General features: G+C 65.5%; 17 protein-coding genes. 6 read left to right on the top strand and 11 right to left on the bottom strand.

Annotated features, from left to right (window positions below; translation table 11 throughout):
* Window positions 1–42 precede the first annotated feature (42 nt).
* The 3 genes from J7J50_RS09810 to J7J50_RS09800 all read right to left on the bottom strand — a co-directional run bounded on the left by J7J50_RS09810 (window position 43) and on the right by J7J50_RS09800 (window position 4,504).
* Window positions 43–714, bottom strand: coding sequence for a hypothetical protein (locus tag J7J50_RS09810; protein WP_215058239.1), 672 nt, complete (start codon window positions 712–714; stop codon window positions 43–45).
* Between the two features lie 6 nt (window positions 715–720).
* Complete coding sequence (locus J7J50_RS09805) at window positions 721–1,824, bottom strand: NAD(P) transhydrogenase subunit alpha (protein ID WP_215058240.1); 1,104 nt, start codon at window positions 1,822–1,824, stop codon at window positions 721–723.
* A gap of 373 nt (window positions 1,825–2,197) precedes the next feature.
* Window positions 2,198–4,504 (bottom strand): DUF1631 family protein, encoded by a 2,307-nt coding sequence (locus J7J50_RS09800; protein ID WP_215058241.1) that lies wholly within the window; start codon window positions 4,502–4,504, stop codon window positions 2,198–2,200.
* A gap of 123 nt (window positions 4,505–4,627) precedes the next feature.
* On the opposite strand from J7J50_RS09800, the gene J7J50_RS09795 reads away from it, so the two are divergent.
* The 5 genes from J7J50_RS09795 to J7J50_RS09775 all read left to right on the top strand — a co-directional run bounded on the left by J7J50_RS09795 (window position 4,628) and on the right by J7J50_RS09775 (window position 8,833).
* Window positions 4,628–5,212: a nitroreductase gene (locus J7J50_RS09795; protein ID WP_215058242.1), complete on the top strand. Its 585-nt coding sequence runs from the start codon at window positions 4,628–4,630 to the stop codon at window positions 5,210–5,212.
* A 24-nt stretch (window positions 5,213–5,236) separates the two neighbouring features.
* Window positions 5,237–6,166 (top strand): 5'-3' exonuclease H3TH domain-containing protein, encoded by a 930-nt coding sequence (locus J7J50_RS09790; RefSeq protein WP_215058243.1) that lies wholly within the window; start codon window positions 5,237–5,239, stop codon window positions 6,164–6,166.
* A gap of 190 nt (window positions 6,167–6,356) precedes the next feature.
* Entirely contained in the window at window positions 6,357–6,923 is a 567-nt protein-coding gene (locus J7J50_RS09785; RefSeq protein ID WP_215058244.1) for an NUDIX hydrolase, read from the top strand.
* A 163-nt stretch (window positions 6,924–7,086) separates the two neighbouring features.
* A complete protein-coding gene (galE, locus tag J7J50_RS09780) occupies window positions 7,087–8,058 on the top strand; it encodes a UDP-glucose 4-epimerase GalE (RefSeq protein WP_215058245.1) in 972 nt (323 codons plus the stop codon).
* A gap of 49 nt (window positions 8,059–8,107) precedes the next feature.
* Window positions 8,108–8,833 (top strand): methyltransferase domain-containing protein, encoded by a 726-nt coding sequence (locus tag J7J50_RS09775; RefSeq protein WP_215058246.1) that lies wholly within the window; start codon window positions 8,108–8,110, stop codon window positions 8,831–8,833.
* A gap of 27 nt (window positions 8,834–8,860) precedes the next feature.
* On the opposite strand, the gene J7J50_RS09770 is transcribed toward J7J50_RS09775, so the two are convergent.
* From J7J50_RS09770 to prmC, 7 genes are all read right to left on the bottom strand, one after another.
* On the bottom strand, window positions 8,861–9,964 hold the full coding sequence (locus J7J50_RS09770; RefSeq protein ID WP_215058247.1) for a glycosyltransferase family 61 protein: 1,104 nt from the start codon (window positions 9,962–9,964) through the stop codon (window positions 8,861–8,863).
* Window positions 9,961–11,103, bottom strand: a complete 1,143-nt coding sequence (locus J7J50_RS09765; protein ID WP_215058248.1) for a polysaccharide pyruvyl transferase family protein — start codon at window positions 11,101–11,103, stop codon at window positions 9,961–9,963. Before J7J50_RS09765 ends, J7J50_RS09770 begins: the two co-directional genes overlap by 4 nt.
* Window positions 11,088–12,389, bottom strand: a complete 1,302-nt coding sequence (locus tag J7J50_RS09760) for a glycosyltransferase (protein ID WP_215058249.1) — start codon at window positions 12,387–12,389, stop codon at window positions 11,088–11,090. Before J7J50_RS09760 ends, J7J50_RS09765 begins: the two co-directional genes overlap by 16 nt.
* On the bottom strand, window positions 12,386–14,209 hold the full coding sequence (locus J7J50_RS09755; RefSeq protein ID WP_215058250.1) for a glycosyltransferase family 2 protein: 1,824 nt from the start codon (window positions 14,207–14,209) through the stop codon (window positions 12,386–12,388). Before J7J50_RS09755 ends, J7J50_RS09760 begins: the two co-directional genes overlap by 4 nt.
* 100 nt (window positions 14,210–14,309) lie before the next feature.
* Complete coding sequence (locus J7J50_RS09750; protein ID WP_215058251.1) at window positions 14,310–14,849, bottom strand: hypothetical protein; 540 nt, start codon at window positions 14,847–14,849, stop codon at window positions 14,310–14,312.
* Between the two features lie 410 nt (window positions 14,850–15,259).
* Entirely contained in the window at window positions 15,260–16,201 is a 942-nt protein-coding gene (gene pip, locus J7J50_RS09745; RefSeq protein ID WP_215058252.1) for a prolyl aminopeptidase, read from the bottom strand.
* A 161-nt stretch (window positions 16,202–16,362) separates the two neighbouring features.
* Entirely contained in the window at window positions 16,363–17,238 is an 876-nt protein-coding gene (prmC, locus tag J7J50_RS09740; protein WP_215058253.1) for a peptide chain release factor N(5)-glutamine methyltransferase, read from the bottom strand.
* Between the two features lie 525 nt (window positions 17,239–17,763).
* Between prmC and J7J50_RS09735 the strand changes: the two genes are divergently transcribed.
* Window positions 17,764–19,371 carry a PKD domain-containing protein gene (locus tag J7J50_RS09735; protein ID WP_251044465.1) on the top strand — a complete coding sequence of 536 codons (1,608 nt, stop codon included), beginning with the start codon at window positions 17,764–17,766 and terminating at the stop codon, window positions 19,369–19,371.
* A gap of 54 nt (window positions 19,372–19,425) precedes the next feature.
* Here J7J50_RS09735 and J7J50_RS09730 read toward each other — a convergent pair.
* Window positions 19,426–19,757, bottom strand: a 332-nt coding sequence (locus tag J7J50_RS09730; protein ID WP_215097490.1) for a hypothetical protein, incomplete at its 5' end; no start/stop codon positions are given.

The raw sequence follows: 19,757 nt of genomic DNA, 5'->3' as shown, positions 1-19,757 counted from the left end.
CGCCCATGAGCGCCGCGTAAGCCGCATCGGTACGGCGGCGCCTCAGCCCTTGCCGTCGAGGCGATGGCGGGCCCAGGGAAATTCGCGCGCATGCAGGGCGAAATACGGGCTCGGCAGATTCACGCCGACTCCGGCCAGACCATCGTGCAAGGCGTGTCGGATGGCTTCGTCGCCGGGTTCGGGCGGCTTGGTCAGGAACAGCGCCTCATGCGGGCGATAGCACAGGCTGTATTCGTACTCGACCGCGCCGCCCCAGAAGAACGCCGAGTGGTACAGCACCGGCACCGACAACTGCGCCGACAATTCGCCCAGATAACGGCGCAGCGACGGCGGCGGCAGCGAATCGACATCGTCGGCCGGGTTATCGGCCGACGCCGGCTCACCGGTGGTGCATTCGAGCAAGTACGCCGCCAGGCGCCGGCCGATCCGGTCCGGCTCCGGGCCTTGATGCTCGCGCGGCTGCAAACGCGACCAGTCCAGCGACGGCACGCCGTACCAGGAATCGTCTTCGTCGTCGCTGCGCGTGTCGCGCACTGGACGGATCGCGATCAGGCCGCCCTCGGGCAGCTCATGGCGATGCTCGTCGGAGAACCAGGCGTGGCCGTCCAGATCGCGCACCCAGTACGCGTACGGCGCCAGCAGCGGATCGCCGGACACCCGCGCGAGCGCTTGCGCGGTGGCCGGCAGCAGGATTTCGTCGGCGAACCAGGTCATGCGCGCTCAGGCCGTCGCGGCGCGCTCCGGCCAGATCGTCTTGGCCAGCAGTTCGTCGCCCCAGTCGAAGTTCACCGCGCCGTCGTTGACGAACAGGCTGACGAAGTTCAACACGTTGCGCGCATACATCTCGCTGGCGTGGACCGCGCCGCTGCTGGCCAGATTCAACGGCCCGGCGACGGTCACGCCGTCGGCGTCGATGGTCTGGCCGGGTTGGGTGAGTTCGCAGTTGCCGCCGGTCTCGGCGGCCAGATCGACCAGTACACTGCCCGGCTTCATCCCGGCGATCATCGCCGCGCTGACGATCTTCGGCGCCGGACGCCCCGGTACCGCCGCGGTGCAGACGATCACGTCGATGTTTTTCAGATGCTCGCCGAGGCGGCGCTGCTGTTCGGCGCGTTCCTCATCGGTGAGCTGGCGCGCGTAGCCGCCCTCGCCCGCGGCGCTGACGCCCAGGTCGAGGAACTTGCCGCCCAGCGATTCGATCTGTTCGCGCGTTTCCGGGCGCACGTCGAAGCCTTCCACCGCCGCTCCCAGGCGCTTGGCGGTGGCGATGGCCTGCAATCCGGCCACGCCGGCGCCGACGATCAGCACTTTGGACGGGCGGATGGTGCCGGCCGCGGTGGTCAGCATCGGAAAGAAGCGCGGCGCCAGTTGCGCGGCGATCAGCACGGCCTTGTAACCGGCCATGCCGGCCTGCGAGCTGAGCACGTCCATCGCCTGCGCGCGGGTGGTGCGCGGCAGGCGTTCGAGCGGGAAGGCGTTGAGCTTGCGCGCGACGATGGCCTCGCCGCGCGCGGCATCGGCCTGCGGCTGCAGCAGCCCGACCAGCGCCGCGCCTTCGCGCAGTTGCGCCAGCCGCGCCGGGTCAGGCGCTTGCACGCACAGCACCACGTCGGCCTCGCCGGTGGCGGCACTGGCGTCGTCGGCGAGTTCGGCGCCGGCCTGGACGTAGGCGTCGTCGGTGAAACTCGCGGCGCGGCCGGCGCCGCGCTCGATGCGCACGCGCGCACCGCGGGCGACCAGTTTCTTGCAGGTCTCCGGCGTCAGCGCTACGCGCTTTTCGCCGGATGCGGTTTCGCTCGCAACGCCAATGGTGATGCCCGACATGCTCCGCTCCGTGCCTCGTTCGATGCATCCTAGCGGAATGACCGGGGCGCGTGCGATCTCGGATCGATGACGGTGCGCCGGGGGATGTCGCGGAAGCGGATTGGGATCACAGCGCGGCGGGGGACAGGTCGGCTCGGAGGGCCGGTGTCGGCTACCTGCAAGCGCCGAAAGTCTTTTGTGAGAGGGGAGCTTTTTTGTGGAAGGGGCGCTCTTGTGGGAGGGGCTTCAGCCCCGATGCTGTTCGGTCAGGTCACTGCAGGACCACGACAGCGGACCGGAAAGCATCGGGGCTGAAGCCCCTCCCACAAAAGACTTCGGGGCTTTCGCCCCGATTCGTGTTCATGCGTATGCGCGAATCCGATCGCCCGCCGGCTCAGATCACCCGATCCAGATGCCGCCGCACCTGCCGCATCGCCTCGTCGAAGGCAGTGCGCTCGGCGCCGACCAGCAGCCGGCCGGACGCGGCCAGGATCGCCAGTTCTTCGGCCGAGGCCACCAGGGCGCGCACGCCGCGCCGGTTCACCAGCAGGAAACGCGAGGTCAGCGGGCTGACCCAGGCGACCTTCACCGCGATGGTCTCGCCCTGGATATTGGTCAGGCGCAGCCAGTCGCCCGGTTCGAGCTGACGCATGCGCTCGGCCAGCAGTGGATCGTGCGCGACCTGGGCGCTGCCGCTGGCCAAATACAGACGACGCTCCTCGGCCACGTCTTCTTCGATGTCCGACGCGCTCGGCAACGGATGCTCGCTGCGTTCCTTGTCCGGCGTGGACAAGGCGCGCACCAGCCCGGCCATGCCGTGCTGGGCGGCGCTGTCGTCGAGCCCGGAACTGGCCAGGCACTGGACGATGATCGGCTGCAAGGCGAGCAGCTGATCGGCCAGTTCGCGGCCGCGATTTTCCGCCGCCAACTTGTCCGCCATCACCAGCGCGTCGCCCAGCGCCATCGCCTGGGCGCGGCGCTTGGGGTCGTCGTTTTCGCGCAGCATCACCTGCACCAGATGATGCCGCCACGGCGTGGCGATGAAGTCCGCCACCGCCTGGGTCAGGCGCGATTCGCCGATGCGTTCGCGCACGGCCTGATCGGCCTGACTGCGCGCCGCGCCCAGGCGCTCGCGGCCATAGGTGGCCTTGGCCGCGCGCTGTTCCTGCAATTCGATCCGGCGCCGGTGCTGCGACAGCATCGCGTCGAGCTCGGCATGGGCCAGTTCGAACACGGCGAGGTCTTCGTTGTAGTCCGAGACGATGCGCTGGGAAATCTCCGAAGCGCGCTCGAGCAGATCGCGGTCCTGCGGCGTTTCGCCGTCGTTGCCTTCGCAGGCCTCGGTGATCGCGTCCAGCAGGCGCCGCGCCGGATGTTCGCGTTTGACGAACACCGCGTTGTCGGTCAGCGCGATCTTCACGTACGGCATCACCAGCCGCGCATACACGCGCCGGGCGCGGTCCTGCAGGGCGTGGTTGCGGAACAGCGAGTCGAACAGCAGCGCGACCAGATCGATGGCGTCGTCTTCTTCCGCGCTGAAACAGGTCTGGTCCGGATTGAAGCCCAGGCGCCGGGCGCCGTCGTAGAGCTGATCGCGGATGGTTTCGCCCAGGCGGCCGGACACGGCCAGCGCGCGCGCATAGGCGTCCGGCGGCTCGGGCTGCAGCAGCGAGGCCATGCCGAGCACCTCTTCCACCCGCAGTTCGCGTCGCGGCGCCATCGAGCGCTGCGGCTGTTGATGCGTCGGCGGCAGGCCGCCGGCCTTGATCAGGCCTTCGCGCCAGGCGTGCAGTTGCGAGCGCAGCTCGGCCAATTCGCTGGCCATCGCCGCGACATCGGCCTGCGAGGCCTGCTGCTGCGCGCCGTAACCCGCGCCTGCGTGAGCGGCGTGCGGATCGCCGCCGTAACCGGCGCCGGGCGCGCCGTTGTAGTCGTGGGGCACGGACGCGGCAGCCTCGCGATGCGGAACGGTGTCGAACACGTCGTCGAGCGTATTGCGGTCGCGGCGTTCCTCGGCCGCGCGCGCCGGCGCGTTGGGCGCCGCGCCGCCGGCCATGCCGACGCCGTAGCCGGCCGTGGCCAGCAGATTGTTGATGCGCGCGTACAGGTCGCCGAGCACGCGCGACAGCTCGTATTCGTACTGGCGGAACAGCCGCAGGCGCAGGCTTTCGTTGACCTGGGCATCGCTGTACAGCGCGGTGAAGGCGCGCACCAGGCGATACGGTCCGGACGGATTGGCGCCGGCGGGCGCGCCGATGGCCTGCGACAGCATCTTCAGGCGGCCGTCGAGCATTTCCAGCGGACGCAGATAGCGCTGTTCCAGCGCTTCGGTCAGGCGCTCGCCGTCGAGGTCGAACGCCAGTTGCTGCTCGCCGACCAGTTGCAGCGGCGAACCGCCCAGGCCGCCGACCGCCGCGCCGGGCGAGCGGAACGCCTCGAAGCCCAGGCCGACGTGCTGGCGAAACGCCATGACATGGCTGGCCTGTTGCTGGCGCAGCACCCACAATGCGGCCTGATCTTCGAAATGGTGATTGCGACCGTCGCCCTTGAGCGAATCGGCCTTGAGGGCTTCCTCGATCGGTCCGTACAGGGTGCCAGGCAGCCCCCCGAGTTGCTCGAGCGTCTGTCGTTTGATTTCTTCGAGCACGCGCGACGGGTCGGTGCGCGTGGTCTGAACGACGCCGTGCAAGTGACCGGACACGTACGGAGTTCCCCCTGGTGAATGCGGCATGTCCATTTGCGACTGCCGACGTCAGGATAGTGCCTAGATGCGACCGTTTATGTGTCGCCGTTCATTTTTGTGACAAGAGTTCAACTTACTTAAATGGCCATTCCCCACCCCGACTTGCTAACCGCTCTCGACAGCCGTCGTTCGATCCCCGCCAAGCAGCTTTCGGCGCCGGGACCGGACGAATCAACACTCAACCGTATGTTGACCTCCGCCGTGCGCGTGCCCGATCACGGCAAGCGCGTGGCCTTCCGCTTCCTGACCATCCAGGGCGACGCGCGCCACACCCTGGGCGAACGCCTGGCCGCGCGCGGCATCGAGAAATTCCCCGACGCCGGCGCGGCGGCGGTGGAAAAAGACCGCGGCCGCTTCTCGCATGCGCCCTTGATCGTCGCGGTGATCGCCCAACTCGGCCCGGACGAGAAAATCCCCGAGTTCGAGCGCACCCTCACCGCCGGCTGCGTCTGCTTCGCCCTGCTGCAGGCCGCGCAGGCCTTCGGTTTCGGCGCGGTCTGGCTGACCGGCTGGCCGGCCTACGACGAACAGGTCGCGAGCTGGCTGGGGCTGAAGGCGGATGAGCATGTCGCGGGATTCATCCATATTGGTACGGCGAAGATCGACGCGCCCGAGCGGGAACGCCCGGATGTGGCGGCGCTGCTCAGCGACTGGTCGCCGGTCTGAGGGGCCGCGTGTTTGAATGAGCGCATGAACGACGCACCGCGCACGCCGCTGTATCTGGTCGATGCCAGCCTGTACGTATTCCGGGCCTGGCATTCGATACCCGACGACTTCCAGGACGCCGAAGGCTGGCCGAGCAATGCCGTGCACGGCTTCGCCCGCTTCCTGCTGGAACTGATCGAACGCGAGAAGCCGCGCCACATCGCCGTCGCCTTCGACGAAGCGCTGGACTCGTGCTTCCGCAACGCGCTGTATCCGGCCTACAAGGCCAACCGCGAGCCGGCGCCGGACGCGCTCAAGCGCCAGTTCGGCCATTGCAAGGCGCTGTGCAGCGCGCTGGGCCTGTCGGTGCTGGCCGATGTGCAGTACGAGGCCGACGATCTGATCGGCAGCGCCATCGTCGCCATGCGCGGCCACGGCTATCGCGGCGTGATCGTCTCGGCCGACAAGGATCTGTCGCAGTTGCTGGTCGATAGCGACGAGCAATGGGACTTCGCCCGCGGCGTGCGCTGGACCGCCGACGGCGTGCCCGCGCGGCAGGGCGTGCTGGCGCGGCAGGTGGCCGACTATCTGGCCCTGACCGGCGACGCGGTCGACAACATTCCCGGCGTACCCGGCATCGGCGCCAAGACCGCGGCCGCCCTGCTCGGCCACTTCGACACCCTCGACGCGCTGCTGGCGCGGGTGGAAGAAGTGCCGTTCCTGCGCCTGCGCGGCGCCGCCAGCGCCGCGGCGCGGCTGCGCGAACACCGTGCCCAGGCCCTGCTGTGCCGGCAGCTGACCACGATCGCGGTGGACGCGCCGCTTGGCGACAGCAGCGGACACTTCGTGCGCGGCCAGGCCGATGCGGCGAACCTGCAGGCGCTGTGCGACCGCCTGCGCTTCGGGCCGATGACCCGGCGCCGGCTGTTCGACGCGGTCGGGCTCGACTTCGCCGCGTCACAGGTTCCGTCGTAGCATCGGGGCCCGCGGCCCGGGCCTCGATCGCATTGCCGCCCGCGCCGGCCGGACGCGATAGGCTTGCACGGCGAGCGCAGCGTCCATCGCTGCGGCCAGACCGGCCCGCCGCGTGCGGACCGGCCGACATCGAACTCACCATCCAGCGCAGCGGGCTCCGCGCCCGCGACGCGACCGAGCGAGGAACGCAATGACGTCAGCAGATCACGCAGCACACGACGAACCGGTCGAGACCATCTACACCGGCCAATGGCTGCGCATGATGCGCCGGGGTCACTGGGAATACGCCGAACGCACCCACGGCAAGGGCATGGCGGTGATCATCATCGCCGTCACCCCCGACGACAACATCCTGTTCGTCGAGCAATACCGCGTGCCGCTGGCCGCGCGCACCATCGAAATGCCGGCCGGCCTGGTCGGCGACGACCACGCCCACGACACTTTGGAATCGGCCGCCCAGCGCGAGCTGGTGGAAGAAACCGGCTGGAACCCGGCCCGCGTCGAAGTCCTGCTGACCGGCCCGACCTCGGCCGGCATGAGCAGCGAACGCATCGCCTTCGTGCGCGCCAGCGAGCTGAGCAAAGTCGGCGCCGGCGGCGGCGTCGCCGGCGAGGACATCATCGTCCACGAAGTCCCGCGCGCGCAGGCGCCGGTGTGGCTGATGCAGAAACAGGCGGAGGGTTTCGAACTGGACCTCAAGCTGTGGGCGGGGCTTTGGATGATCGAGCGCAATCCGGATGGGTCGGCGGCGGGGTGAGTCCACCATTGAGCCATACGAATGGCGTCCGTGGCCGCCGCACCGGGTCCATCATGACGTCCTGCATTCAGAGAAGCACTAAAAAAGCGTAGTTTTTCGAACTATTTCGTTCGAAGCCCCGCCGCTAAGCTGCCGACGTGTTCCTGGTTTCGCGTTGGTGGCGATGCATATTCTGGTATGCGGGGGGGCCGGCTACGTGGGTTCGCATACGGCTTATGTACTGGCCGAACGCGGCCATGAAGTAACCGTGCTCGATAATCTCAGCAGTGGCCACTCACAGGCCGCGCGCTGGGGACGGCTGATCGAAGCCGATCTGATGCGGCCGGGCACCCTGGACGCGGCCTTCGAACGCCCGGTCGACGCGGTCATGCATTTTTGCGCGCGCTCGTTGGTCGGCGAATCGGTTACCGCCCCCTATGACTACTACGACAACAACGTGGTCGGCAGCCTCAACCTGCTGCATGCGATGCGGCGCCACGAAGTCGAACGGCTGGTGTTTTCATCGACCGCGGCGGTGTTCGGTCAACCCGTCGCGGAGCTGATCGACGAAGCGCATCGCAAGATGCCGATCAACCCGTATGGCGCCAGCAAGCTGATGGTCGAGCGCATCCTCGCCGATGCCGCGCACGCCTACGGTCTGCGCTCGGTCTCGTTGCGCTACTTCAACGCCGCCGGCGCCGCGGCCGAAGCCGGGATCGGCGAATCGCATACCCCGGAAACGCATCTGATTCCCAACGTGCTGCGTTCGGCGCTCGGGATCGGCCCGCCGCTGAAGGTGTTCGGCCACGGCTACCCGACGCCGGACGGCACCTGCGTGCGCGATTACGTGCACGTGCTCGATCTAGCCGACGCCCATGTCCGCGCCATCGAATTCATGCACCGACATCCAGGCGCGCATGCGTTCAACCTCGGCAACGGGTCCGGCTTCAGCGTATTGCAGGTCATCGAGGCCGCGCGCCGCGCGACCGGGCAAGACATCCCATTCGAATTCGCCCCGTCCCGTCCCGGCGACCCGGCGACGTTGGTCGCGGCCAGCGACAAAGCGCGCGCGCAACTGGGCTGGCGCCCGGGCTTCGCCGAACTTGGCGATATCGTCGCAAGCGCCTGGAAATGGCACAGGGCCCCCGCCTACTAGATCGGTATCGCACCGATCGCCGGTGCGGGGCCTGCATGAAACCTCGCCTATGAAAATTCCGCACTTTCTCGCCAGCTACCTCAAACAAAGCAAGCAACTGCTGGAACGCCACGATGAGGCGCAGGCGATGTCGCTGGCGGTGGGCGGCGACTTCGACGCGGTCGGGACCTTGGAGCTTTGCCTGCTCAGGCAATGGGGCCTGCAGCCGCAGCATACAGTCGTCGACATCGGCTGCGGCAGCGGGCGCCTGGCCAGCAAGCTGTCGGCTTACCTGACCGGCCGCTATGTCGGCCTGGATGTCGTGCCCGAGTTGCTTGAGTACGCAAAAAAACTTTGCGTGCGTGAGGACTGGTCGTTCTACCCCGCTCCGGGCACCGGCATCCCCGAAGCCGACGACTCGGCCGACTACGTGGTGTTCTTCTCCGTATTCACCCACCTGCAGCACGAGGAGACGTTTCGCTATCTGCGCGAAGCCGCTCGCGTGCTCAAGCCCGAGGGCAGGATCGTCTTCTCGTTCCTGGAGTTCCGCATCCCCTCGCATTGGTACATTTTCGAACACTCCGTGGCCGACGAGCGCACAGACAAGGTACTCAACCAGTTCATCGACCGCGACATGATCGCTGCGTTCGCGAAGGCCCTGAATCTCAAGATCCTGACGATCCAGGATGGCGATCTTGCGCATATCCCTCTGGATCGCCACGTGCGCTGGGACGATGGTCGCGAAATGTCTGAACGCGGCAATCTGGGTCAGTCAGTCTGCGTGCTCAGCCATTGATTCGCGACCATGAAGAGCACCACCGGGTCAGGCGTAGTCCTTGACCCGATTGCACACCGCCGCGACATCCACTTCGAAGGGAACATGCGGCGCGGAACCATGGCCGGACACCGGAAGCCCCCAAACGAAACCATGGCGCAGGCCCAGCGACGAAAACAGGCTGGTATGCGCGTAGCTCCAGTTCGGTGACGATTCGATTTCTATCACCACCGCGTCGCGTGGCGCGAACACGGTATTGAACATGCCCGCCCCCGAGCAGCCGATGATCAGCGAGGCGTTCGCGAAGGCCGTAATCTGCTGACGCACATTGAGTTGATCGGGATGAATGATCTCGACCCCCAAGGCCCGAAGCTCGCTCTCGAGCGCTTGCTCGTTCAAGCACGTCCGCCCGCTTCGCGCGCCCAATCCCGCGCGCCTGGACACATAAAGACGTCGGCCCGACCAGGCGCGGAACCGGTCGGCCAACCGCGCAAGATCCGCTCGTGCGCTGGGCTCGAGATACAGGCTGTTGGTCGGCTCGGACATGTACAGGGCCGACGCGCATGTGTAGTTCCGACCGGGGTCATGGGGGACGATCCGCTCGCGCGACAGGCCGATGAGATCGAACAGGTCCAGACGCTGGGGCCCGCCGCAATAGGCCAGGATTCGATCCAGACCCATTTCACCGAAGCGAATGATCTTCGGCAATATCCGGCACAGGTAGCTGCCCCAGTTCGAAGGCTCGTTCGACACCGCCAGGCCGATTTCCGCGTCGATGCGATCAACTGGCCGGGGGACGAACCGGATCGCGCCATCCTCGAGCCGCATGCCCGATCGCAGATCGCAACGCAACAGGTCGGCGGGTCCGTCTTTCTGCGGCAGAACGCGATCGACGAACCAGGCGTCGTCGGACACGATGTTGCGAAGCCCGTCCAGCACCTCACCGCCTTCAAGACGCAATAGAAAACTCTCGAAATCTATGCGGGCCGGCAGCTTCGGGATGCGCCGCTCCAGCCCGAACGGATCGTCGTCGAATAGAAGTTTTTGTTCGCACAAGGCGGAACTGGAACCTTCCAGCAGACAGCGCCATCTGCCGTCTTTGCGAGGATCGCCTACTAGCTCCAGTTCCTGAGTCGCTTGCGCTTGCGTCATTCGATCAACGTCCTGCAGGCCAGACCATTGCGGTTCAGAAAATCCCGATAGCGCTGCGCCAGCTCCCGGCGATTTCGATCGAACTCGGCGCCGTCGAATTGCCACAAACCGGCCAGCTGCGACTTCGTAATGCCGCCGCCGAAGTCCCGCGCATTCAAGTAGGGGACCTTCATGATCTGGCAAAGCTCCAGCGTTCTCGAATCGTGCGCGATGCAAATCGCCGGAATGCCGGCCTGCAAGGCAAGCATGATCCCGTGGATGCGCGCGCCGATGACCAAGTCGTAGCGCCGCATGTACTCCATCCAGGCCGACACGTCGAAAAAGGACCGGGCGTGACGCATGAGCCAAGCCTTGAATTGCCCGACATCGAGGTGCGGAGCGCAAAAGTCCCGGCATTCACCGATCACCTGGTCGGATACGGCATGCAGGTCGCCTCGCCCCAACGCGACCATCTCGAATGGGCTTTGCATCACGTAAGCGCCATCGGTGGCGGCGGCGATGCTGGCCAGGGACGCTTCCAGACGTGCCAACTCCTTCCACTGGTAATGTCCGGCGACCACGCAGACCCGATCGACGCCATCGAACCGCGCGGTCAGTTTTTCCCCGAGCGCTGGGTCGTTGTTGATGAACAAGGTCGGACAACCCAGCACCTCCACGTTGTCCGCGAAGCCCAGCGATTCCATGACGCGTCGCGAGAACTCGCCCCGGACCGAGATGTTCGGGGCCGCGCCTGGCGCGCGCCGCACCAGCTCGCGTATCCATGCGACCGTGCCTTCGGGAACATTCGGGATCGTCATGTCCAGATTCGATTGCGCGCCCAGGCCCAGCGCGACGAGCTTCATTTGCGTGCCGGCGATTCTCGTGGCTTCGTGCTGCATGTCGATATGCACGCCGACCTGATTGGCGCACGGCATCACCGCCAAACGGCCGCCCGCATGAAATCCGGCGTCGGGCTCGCTCCACTCGACGTTGTCGAACAGTCCCAACTGCTGCGATATCGCCCAATGAAACGCAAGATTGCCGGTATTCTCCCCGACCTTGCGATAACAATCGGCGCTGCTCAGCAAAGCGCTGTTATGCAGCGATGGAGATATACCGAACAGAAACGCTCCCTCGTTTTTGATCACTCCCTCGTGCAAGACATCAACTCCAAGTGTTTTTGCGCGCAAATACGATGTGTATCCGGCCGCTCGATGCCCGAAGCCAACCGGGCCCACAGCCCATCGGACAGACAGTTGATCATGGCATCGCCCCATTGTTTGACGTTGCCGACACTGACATGCAAGCCGTCGATGCCATGCCGGACCTTCTCGGCCATTCCGCCGATGTTCGACACCAATAACGGCCTGCCATGCACGAAGGCCTCCTGGATCACCATCGGAGAGTTCTCCCACCACACCGAAGGCACCACCACCCAATCGACGCCGGCCATGCGATCTCGCAACTCATGGGGCTGATAAGAACCCATCCACTGCACCACGCCCTTTTTGATCAGCGGGTCCGCCAGGGCCTTGATCGTGTCGCGAAACTCGCCGCTCTGCGCTTCCAGATTCGCTCCATGGACTTCCAGGACGATGCTGTTGCGCTTGTCCTTCGGCAGTTCGTGCAACGCCTTCAGCAGCACGTTCAGCCCCTTGTAGGGATTGATCTGGCCGAAATAGCCGAAGCGGTTGCGTCGCTCGCCGGCCTCGATCGAGCGCGCCGGCAAAAGCTCGCCGTCGCCCTGGCCGTTCTCGATGACGCTGATGCGGTCCTCGGCAACGCCCCAGGACACATATCGCTGGCGCAGGAACTTCGACGGCGAAACGAAATGATCCACGTAATCGAAATGGCGCTGGATGAAATGCTTTCGGCGCCACAGGTCCTGCACGCTCAGCTGCGGGAAACAGCCCCGGCAATCTTCGAACGATTCGCGACTGCATAGCTGTCCGCTGGTCTTGATCATCTGCCCCTGGTTGTTGCAGATGGCCATGTACTCATGCAGGGTCAAATAGACCGCTATGCCCGGATCGACATCCTTGATGACACGCAAGAATTCCACGCCAAGATGCGCGTAGTGATGCGCATGCACGGCGGTCGGCCTCAGTGCGCCGATCAGCTCGGCGAACGCCTCGGTGACGCTTCGTCTTTGCGCGGCCTTCAACATGGTCCAGTCGTGGATACCCTGTTCCCATAGGTACTCGCCCTTCCGGCGCAGCATCATTCCGCCGCCCTGCCCCCGGCCCCGGTCGGCGCTGGCCAGAAACCAGGCCTCTTCCACCTGGTCGTTCTGGGAATACCCGCGATACATGTTGTAGGCGGCGATCTCCCCGCCTCCGAGGCTGAAATCGGGATGGCGGTGCGACATCACCAGAATTCTATGCGGCCGGCCGGACGGCGATACCGGCATCAGCCTCGCAGGGTCGAACCTCTCGAAACGATTCATGCGGCCGCCTCGCCCACTGACGCCTCGATGAGCCCGCGCCAGCGCTGCTGGTGCCGCATTGCGTTCCACAGGGTCACCCGCATCCGATAGCTGCCGTCGCCCAGAACGCTCATCGATTGGCGCTCAAGATGAACCAGCTCGACACTGGGCAGATACGCAATCGACAAGCCCGCGTCGCGCAATTTCAGGCACAGATCCGAATCCTCGAAATCGCCGATCAGATAACCGCTGTCCCAACCGCCGACCGCATCGAAATCGGCCTTGCGCACCATCATGCATGCACCGGTGATCGCCGGCATCAGGGTCAGGCCGACGTGCGGGTCCAGTTCTGGATCGAGGCCGAGGTACGGATGCCGGTTGATCCAGACCGCGTATTCCTCCAGGCGCTCGAATTTCATCCCGGCGTGCTGGATGCCTCCCTCGGCGAATATCAGGCGAGGGCCGACCGCGCCGATGTCCGGCCGGGCATCGAGGACATCGAGCAGCGGTTGAATCCATCCCGGCGATTGCGGAAACACGTCGCTGTTGAGGAACAGCAAGCACTCGCCTCTCGCCATCGACGCCCCCAGGTTGTTCGCCCCGGAGAAACCTCGATTCACGCCGCCCCAGGTCCAGCGAAACGGCACCTTGTACAGGCGATGCATCTCCTCCGCGAAGCTAGCGAACATGGGCACGAGCCGCGGATCGTCGATTACGTACAACAACTCGACATGCTCGCGCAACCAGTCGTCCCTTACCCATTCGACCATCTGGTTCTCTATGAAGTCGAACCGCGCATACAGCGGCACGATCACGCTGACCCGCGGATCGGGCGTCACGACGCCCATCTGCTTACGCAGCACGGGAAACTGATCCCACGCATTTCGCGAACGTTGTATCAGCGCGCCGAGCACCGGCCCTTCCACCAACTCGTGGTGCCGCGACAGTTCCGCTTCCGGCATCGAGATTCCGAACAGCCAATGGCTTATAGCCGAGGGGTCCGAGGACATTTGCGTACAGGCGATCTGATGCAACACGTGCACGCCGCTGGGGCTCATCGCCTTGAGCGTGAACGACCGTACCGGGCCGATATCGGTGAAGTGGGCGACGAACCCGGAACTGAGCGCGCGCGGCCCGAACTGCGAACCGACGCTGTCCATCACATCCTGGCGATCCCGCCAGGACACTCGATCCATCGAATGGACGTTGCCCAGATCGTCCTCCAACCAGAACGAAACATCCGGCGCCGACACGCGCCAGCCGCATACGATGGCATGTTCGGTATTCGAAGGAACGATCGCGCTCTCCAGATAGCCGCACGCCAGATGCGGAGCGGATTCTGTCGCCTGCGCCGTCAGCCGCTTCCAATCGTCGCTCGCGAACGCGAACTGCCGCGCCAGCAACGCGCGGGCCGGGCCCGGGATCGCAAGCAATGTCGAATCGATCTGGCTTGCGTCCGCTATCTGCAAAGGGATACGTCCGCGCTGCCCGGCGACGATCCAATCCAGATTGAGCTCGGCCGCTTCCCCGGCCTCGGCGATCATGACAAAACCCAGGTCGCCTTTGGCGTCGGGAAAATACTGCGAAACGTCGCCTCGCTCGATATTGTGCGTCGAACTGGAAATCCGCTTCTTGCCCGCCGTCAACGCGAGCTGGAATTCGCCGATTTTCCAGCCGCAGACCACGATCGACCTGCCCCATCGCATCGTTTGATCCACCATGATCCGGGCGGCGCGTTCACCGGCGAGCGTGATCACCACCGGCCTTCGTTCCGACGAATTGCTCGCGGCTTCGGGCAAGGCGGGATGAGCCGATCGGCCCGGGGAGAATCCGAACTTCATCTTGTTTTTCCGTGAGAGTAGAACGCACGAGCCTGGGTAGACAGAACACGGCCAGCGCATTCAAGCCCGCCTGGCGGGGCGACGATTTCCGCTGCTCGATTCATATCGTCTCGATCACGCTTCCGACGGCCATCTGCAATGGATAGCTGACCTGGTTTCGCGAATTTCCGATCGACACTCGCAGACGCACCGCGATATCGGACGGTTCGACAGGCGCATGGCCCGGCAGCGAGAATTTGAAACCGAACCGCCCTGCCCGCTTGGCAGTGGCCCGCAGGACATCGTCGCGACCGATGCGATCGAACCGGTCCAGAACGTGACGCTGCCCGTCGATCTCCACGCACAGCCGCTCCACTTCGCGCTCGCCACTGCCGATCGCCCAGCCTTCCACTTCGATCAGACTCTCGCGCAGACTGATTCGCTCGACGAATCCGCGCACGTCGCCGAACAAGCGCAGCGACAGCAGATACCAGCCCGGCGCCGGCAGCGCGGCGGCGGCGGGCGGGCGCAGTTCGAACTGCGGATCGTCGCCGTCCGTCCGGTACTCGCAACGCGTCTGCGTGCGCTGGACTTGCAACTGGTGCACGGGCACCAGTTGCAGTTGCCCGTCTTGCGCATCTACCAAACCTTCGTCCCCCATCGTGCCCTCCACACGCCCGTCCGTGTCGCGCGGTGTCGAATTCGCCGCGACGCGTGCTTCCCCTGTTTCAATCGGTGAAGTGACCCAAATAAATCCTGATTAGAGAATCACACCCAGATCAGAAAACTGTCAAGCACGCGAAAACCGCCCGATCGCGAGTCCGCGAGTGCGGTTTATCGTGGAAAACCTTGATGTGGTTTGCGTCCGCCCGAGCGGATGGCGCATTGGACGTGCCCTGAACCGGCACGAAAATACCTGGTTATCCGGCCATTACTTATGTAAGCCGCAGCGATGACCGCGGCGCCGACCACGCGATTGCGCGCGATCGGAGAACCGCCGGCCGGCTGCGTTCGCCGGAATCGACACCGGGAACGCAGCCATCCTGATCAGAAAACGTGCCTGTGGATGCCTTACGCGAAGCGATCCGTCGCCTTGACCAGGGCGTCCACGTTCTCGTCCTCGAACGCCGAATGCCCCGAAGCCGGAGTGATGGTCAGTTCCGCCTTCGGCCAGGCCTGCTTGAGTTCCCACGCGTTCTGCACCGGGCAGACCACGTCGTAGCGGCCGTGCACGATCACTCCGGGAATGTCCGCGATCTTGTGCGCGTCGCGCAGCAACTGGTCTTCGACTTCGAAGAAACCGCCGTTGACGAAGTAGTGGTTCTCGATGCGGGCGAAGGCCAGGGCGAACTGGGGATCTTCGTGGCCGCTGACGAAATCCTGGTCGACGTGCAGGAAGCTGGTCGCGCCTTCCCACACGCTCCATGCGCGCGCCGCGTCCAGGCGGGTCTTTTCGTCTTCGCTGGTGAGGCGGCGATGGAACGCGCTGATCAGGTCGTGGCGCTCGACCGGCGGAATCGCCTTGAGGTAGTGCTCCCACGCGTCCGGGAACAGGCGCGAGGCGCCTTCCTGATAGAACCATTCCAGTTCCCAGCGACGCAGCATGAAGATGCCGCGCAGGACCAGCTCGGTGACGCGCCGCGGATGGGTTTGCGCGTACGCCAGCGCCAGGGTCGAACCCCAGGAGCCGCCGAACACCTGCCAGCGTTCGATGCCGAGCTTGGCGCGCAGCTGTTCGATATCGGCCACCAGCTCCCAGGTGCCGTTGCCGACCAGGTCCGCGTGCGGCGTGGAACGGCCGCTACCGCGCTGATCGAACAGCACGATGCGGTACTTGACCGGATCGTGGAAGCGCCGCATCTTCGGGCTGCAGCCCGCGCCGGGACCGCCGTGCAGCAGCACCACCGGCTTGCCGTCGGGATTGCCGCACTGCTCGTAATACAAGGTGTGGCGGTCATCGACCTTGATCGTGCCGGTGTCGAAGGGTTCGATATCGGGATAGAGCGTGCGCATCGGAAGCCTCTTGTGCGGGATACCGCGCAGTCTAATCAAGGCCGGCGCGGCTTGCTGTGCACGCGGCCGGGCGAAGCCGGCGATGCGGCGAGGTATGGCGCGACGCGGCGAAGACCCTGGCTTTGCGCAATCGGCGCGATGGTCTCGAAACGGTGCAGGCGCTACGGCGCGGTCTCGGGCATGCGCGCCAAGGTGACGCGGTCCCGGTCTTCCCAATCGCGCTCGGTCGCCGCATCGACCAGCCCGGCGGCGAGCAACAGCCCGCGCACCGCCGCGCCCTGCTCCCATCCGTGCTCGATCAGCAGCCATCCGCCCGGATGCAGGTGCGCGGGCGCGCCGACCGCGATGGCGCGGATCGCATCGAGCCCGTCGGCGCCGGAGGCCAGCGCGCTCAGCGGTTCGTAACGCAGATCGCCTTGGCGCAGATGCTCATCGCGTTCTTCGATATACGGCGGGTTGGTCGCGATCAGATCGAAACGCTGGCCCGCCAGCGGCGCCCACCAGTCGCCTTCGCGGAATTCAACATTGGCCAGGCCCAGCGTCCGCGCGTTGCCGCGCGCGATCTCCAGCGCCGCGGCGCTGACATCCACCGCAATCACCTTCGCGCGCGGCCGCTCCGACGCCAACGCCAGGGCGATCGCGCCGCTGCCGGTGCCCAGGTCGGCCACGCTCAACTCGCGCTCTCGCGGCAGCCGTTCCAGCGCCAGTTCGACCAGCCGCTCGGTTTCCGGGCGCGGGATCAAGGTCGCCGGAGTCACCCGCAGGTCGAAGCGCCAGAAGCCGCGGTGGCCGATCAGATAAGCGACCGGCTCGCCTTCGATGCGGCGCTCGAGCAGATCGCGGAAACCTCGCGCCAACCGCGCATCCAGGCGGTAGTCGTCGTGCGCGAACAACCAGCTGCGCGAACGGCCCAGCACGTGGGCGAGCAAGATTTCGGCCTCGGCCGGATCGATGCGGCTGCGCGCCTCGCGCAGGACCGCCGCCACCGGCAGCGGGGAAAACGCGGCATCGCGCGGGGGCTCTGGGTCGGAAATCATCGCGACATGCTACCGGAGCCCGGCCGGAAGCGGCCTCGCAAGCCACTCGCAGGTGCGGCTTCGACCTGTCCATCGGCAGCGATGGCGTCTTGTCGCGGCATCCCATAACGGCATGGCTCGAAAGCGCGGCCGCCGTTCGGTTTCCACACCCGCCCCGCCCCTCGCATCGCACGCGGACACAGCGCGCGAATCCGACTCCGCGTCGCCTGAATCGCGCAGCGGCTTGCTGCGCCGCAACGCGTCGTTCGCGCAATCCGTGCGCGTGTTCGGATTCCGCCATCGCCGCGCGAATCCCCGCAGCGCCTTGATTGCTCGGGAAAAACCTTGAAAGCGCGCCTTGTTTAAACGTTTTTACCCGTTTAAATCGATCTAAATATTGACATGCCGGAATCGCCGCTCGCACTGTCAGCGCGTCGCCGCGCTTGGCGACGAGCGCGCATTCCCGGACCGCGAACGTCATCGCGGCAGGCCGATGCGCATTACCACCATTGCGTCGCCTTGACGCCCACCGCAGGGGATCGCTCCATGTCGAAGAAGTCGAACCAGACACCGTCCACCGCCAGTCGCCGCTTGATGCCGGCGCTCGCCGCGCTGAGCCTCGCCCTCGCCGCGCCGGCCGCGATCGGTGGCGAGTCGGCGATCTTCGGCGGAGGCCCGTTCTATTCCGGCGGCCAGACCGTCATCAACGGCCTGCGCGATTCGGGCTTCACCACGGTGTTTCTGTGGAGCATCCACATCGAGGACAACGGCGACCTGGTCTACAACGACATTCCGGTGGTCAAGAACGGTGCCTATGCCGGCGCCGACGCCGATTGGCCGGCGCGACTGGCTTCGCTGAAGACCGCGCCGACCTCGGTCAAGCGCGTGGAAGTCTCGATCGGCGCCTGGGGCGTGCCCGACTTCGAGCGCATGGCCAAACTGGCCAACGGCACCGCCGCCGGCTGCGGCACCACCATCGTCTGCGGCACCGGCAGCACCAGCATCCTGTACCGCAATTTCCAGGCGCTGAAGACCGCCACCGGCGCCGACGCGGTCAACTTCGACGACGAGAGTCATTACAACGTCGCCGACACCACCACCTTCGGCCAGATGCTGGTCGGGCTGGGCTACAAGATCACCTTCGCGCCGTACACCAATCAATCGTTCTGGAAGGGCGTCAAGGACAACCTGGGCAGTTCGGTCGATCGCATCTACCTGCAGGTGTACGACGGCGGCGCCGGAAACGATCCGGCGAACTGGAACACCGCGATGGGCATGACCGTCATGCCGGGCTTGTGGACCAAGCACGGCAGCGGCTGCACCTCGGGCGACAGCCCCTCGCAGGTGCAGACGCGCATGGCCGGCTGGAGGACCAACGCCGGCATCAGCGGCGGTTTCCTGTGGTTGTACGACGACATCCAGAAGTGCTGGGCGCAGGGCACCACCGCGCAGTACGCCTCGGCGATCAACGCCGCTGTCAGCGGCAACACTCCGCCGGTGGCGAACTTCGGCGTCAGCATCAGCGGCCTGACCGCGAACTTCAGCGATTCCTCCAGCGACGCCGACGGCAGCATCGCCTCGCGCAGCTGGAATTTCGGCGACGGCGGCACCTCCACCGCGACCAATCCCAGTCACGCCTATACCAGCGCCGGCAACTACACCGTCACCCTCACCGTGACCGACAACGGCGGCGCCACCCACACCAAGGCTTCGACCGTGTCGGTCGGCGCGGGCAACGTCAACCTGGCGCTCAACAAACCGACCACGAGTTCGGCCGCGTGCAACAGCAACGAATCCGGAGCCAAGGCGGTCAACGGCAGCGTTTCGGGGGGCAACACGGACAAGTTCTGTTCGCTGACCTCGCCGTCGTGGCTGCAGGTCGATCTGGGTTCGGCGCAGACCGTCAGCAGCTTCACCATCAAGCATGCCGGCGCGGGCGGCGAATCGGCGACGTGGAACAGCAAGGCTTTCACCATCCAAACCTCGAGCAACGGCACGAGCTGGAGCACGCCGGTGACGATCACCAACAACACCGGCAATTCGTCCACCCATTCGATCACGGCGACTTCGGCACGGTACGTGAAGCTCAATGTGACTGCGCCTACGCAGAATACGGACCCGGCGACTCGGATTTATGAGTTCGAGGTGAGGTGAGTAGCGTCAAGGGGATCTGATCGGCGCTAGGGCGCCGGTTTTGGGGCTGGGGTGTCAGGGGAGATCGGGGCCACCGTCATGCAGCGCATGGCGGTGGCTTTTTTTGTTTTGGCCTGGATGCGCGACGGAGCCCGCAAAGCCGTTGTTGTTGTTGTTGTTGTTGTTGTTGTTGTTGCTGTTGCTACCGTTGCCGTGCCGTTGCCGTTGCCGTTGCCGTTGCCGTTGCCGTTGCCAAGATTTTGCTTCGGCTTCGGCTTCGGCTTCGGCTTTGGCTTCGCCTTTGCTGTTGCTGTTGTTGGGCGCCGCTTGTAACTCGCGAGACCAGGGACACCCGGAGGGCGGCGCACATGGACGTGCGCCGGGTGCCACCTTGGGCAGGATGCCCA

Origin of the sequence: Lysobacter sp. ISL-50 (assembly GCF_018612875.1) — a bacterium.
Classification (GTDB): Bacteria; Pseudomonadota; Gammaproteobacteria; order Xanthomonadales; family Xanthomonadaceae; genus Lysobacter.
The sequence above is the reverse complement of the archived record's forward strand: the minus strand, read 5'-3'. Positions and strand labels throughout refer to the sequence as shown.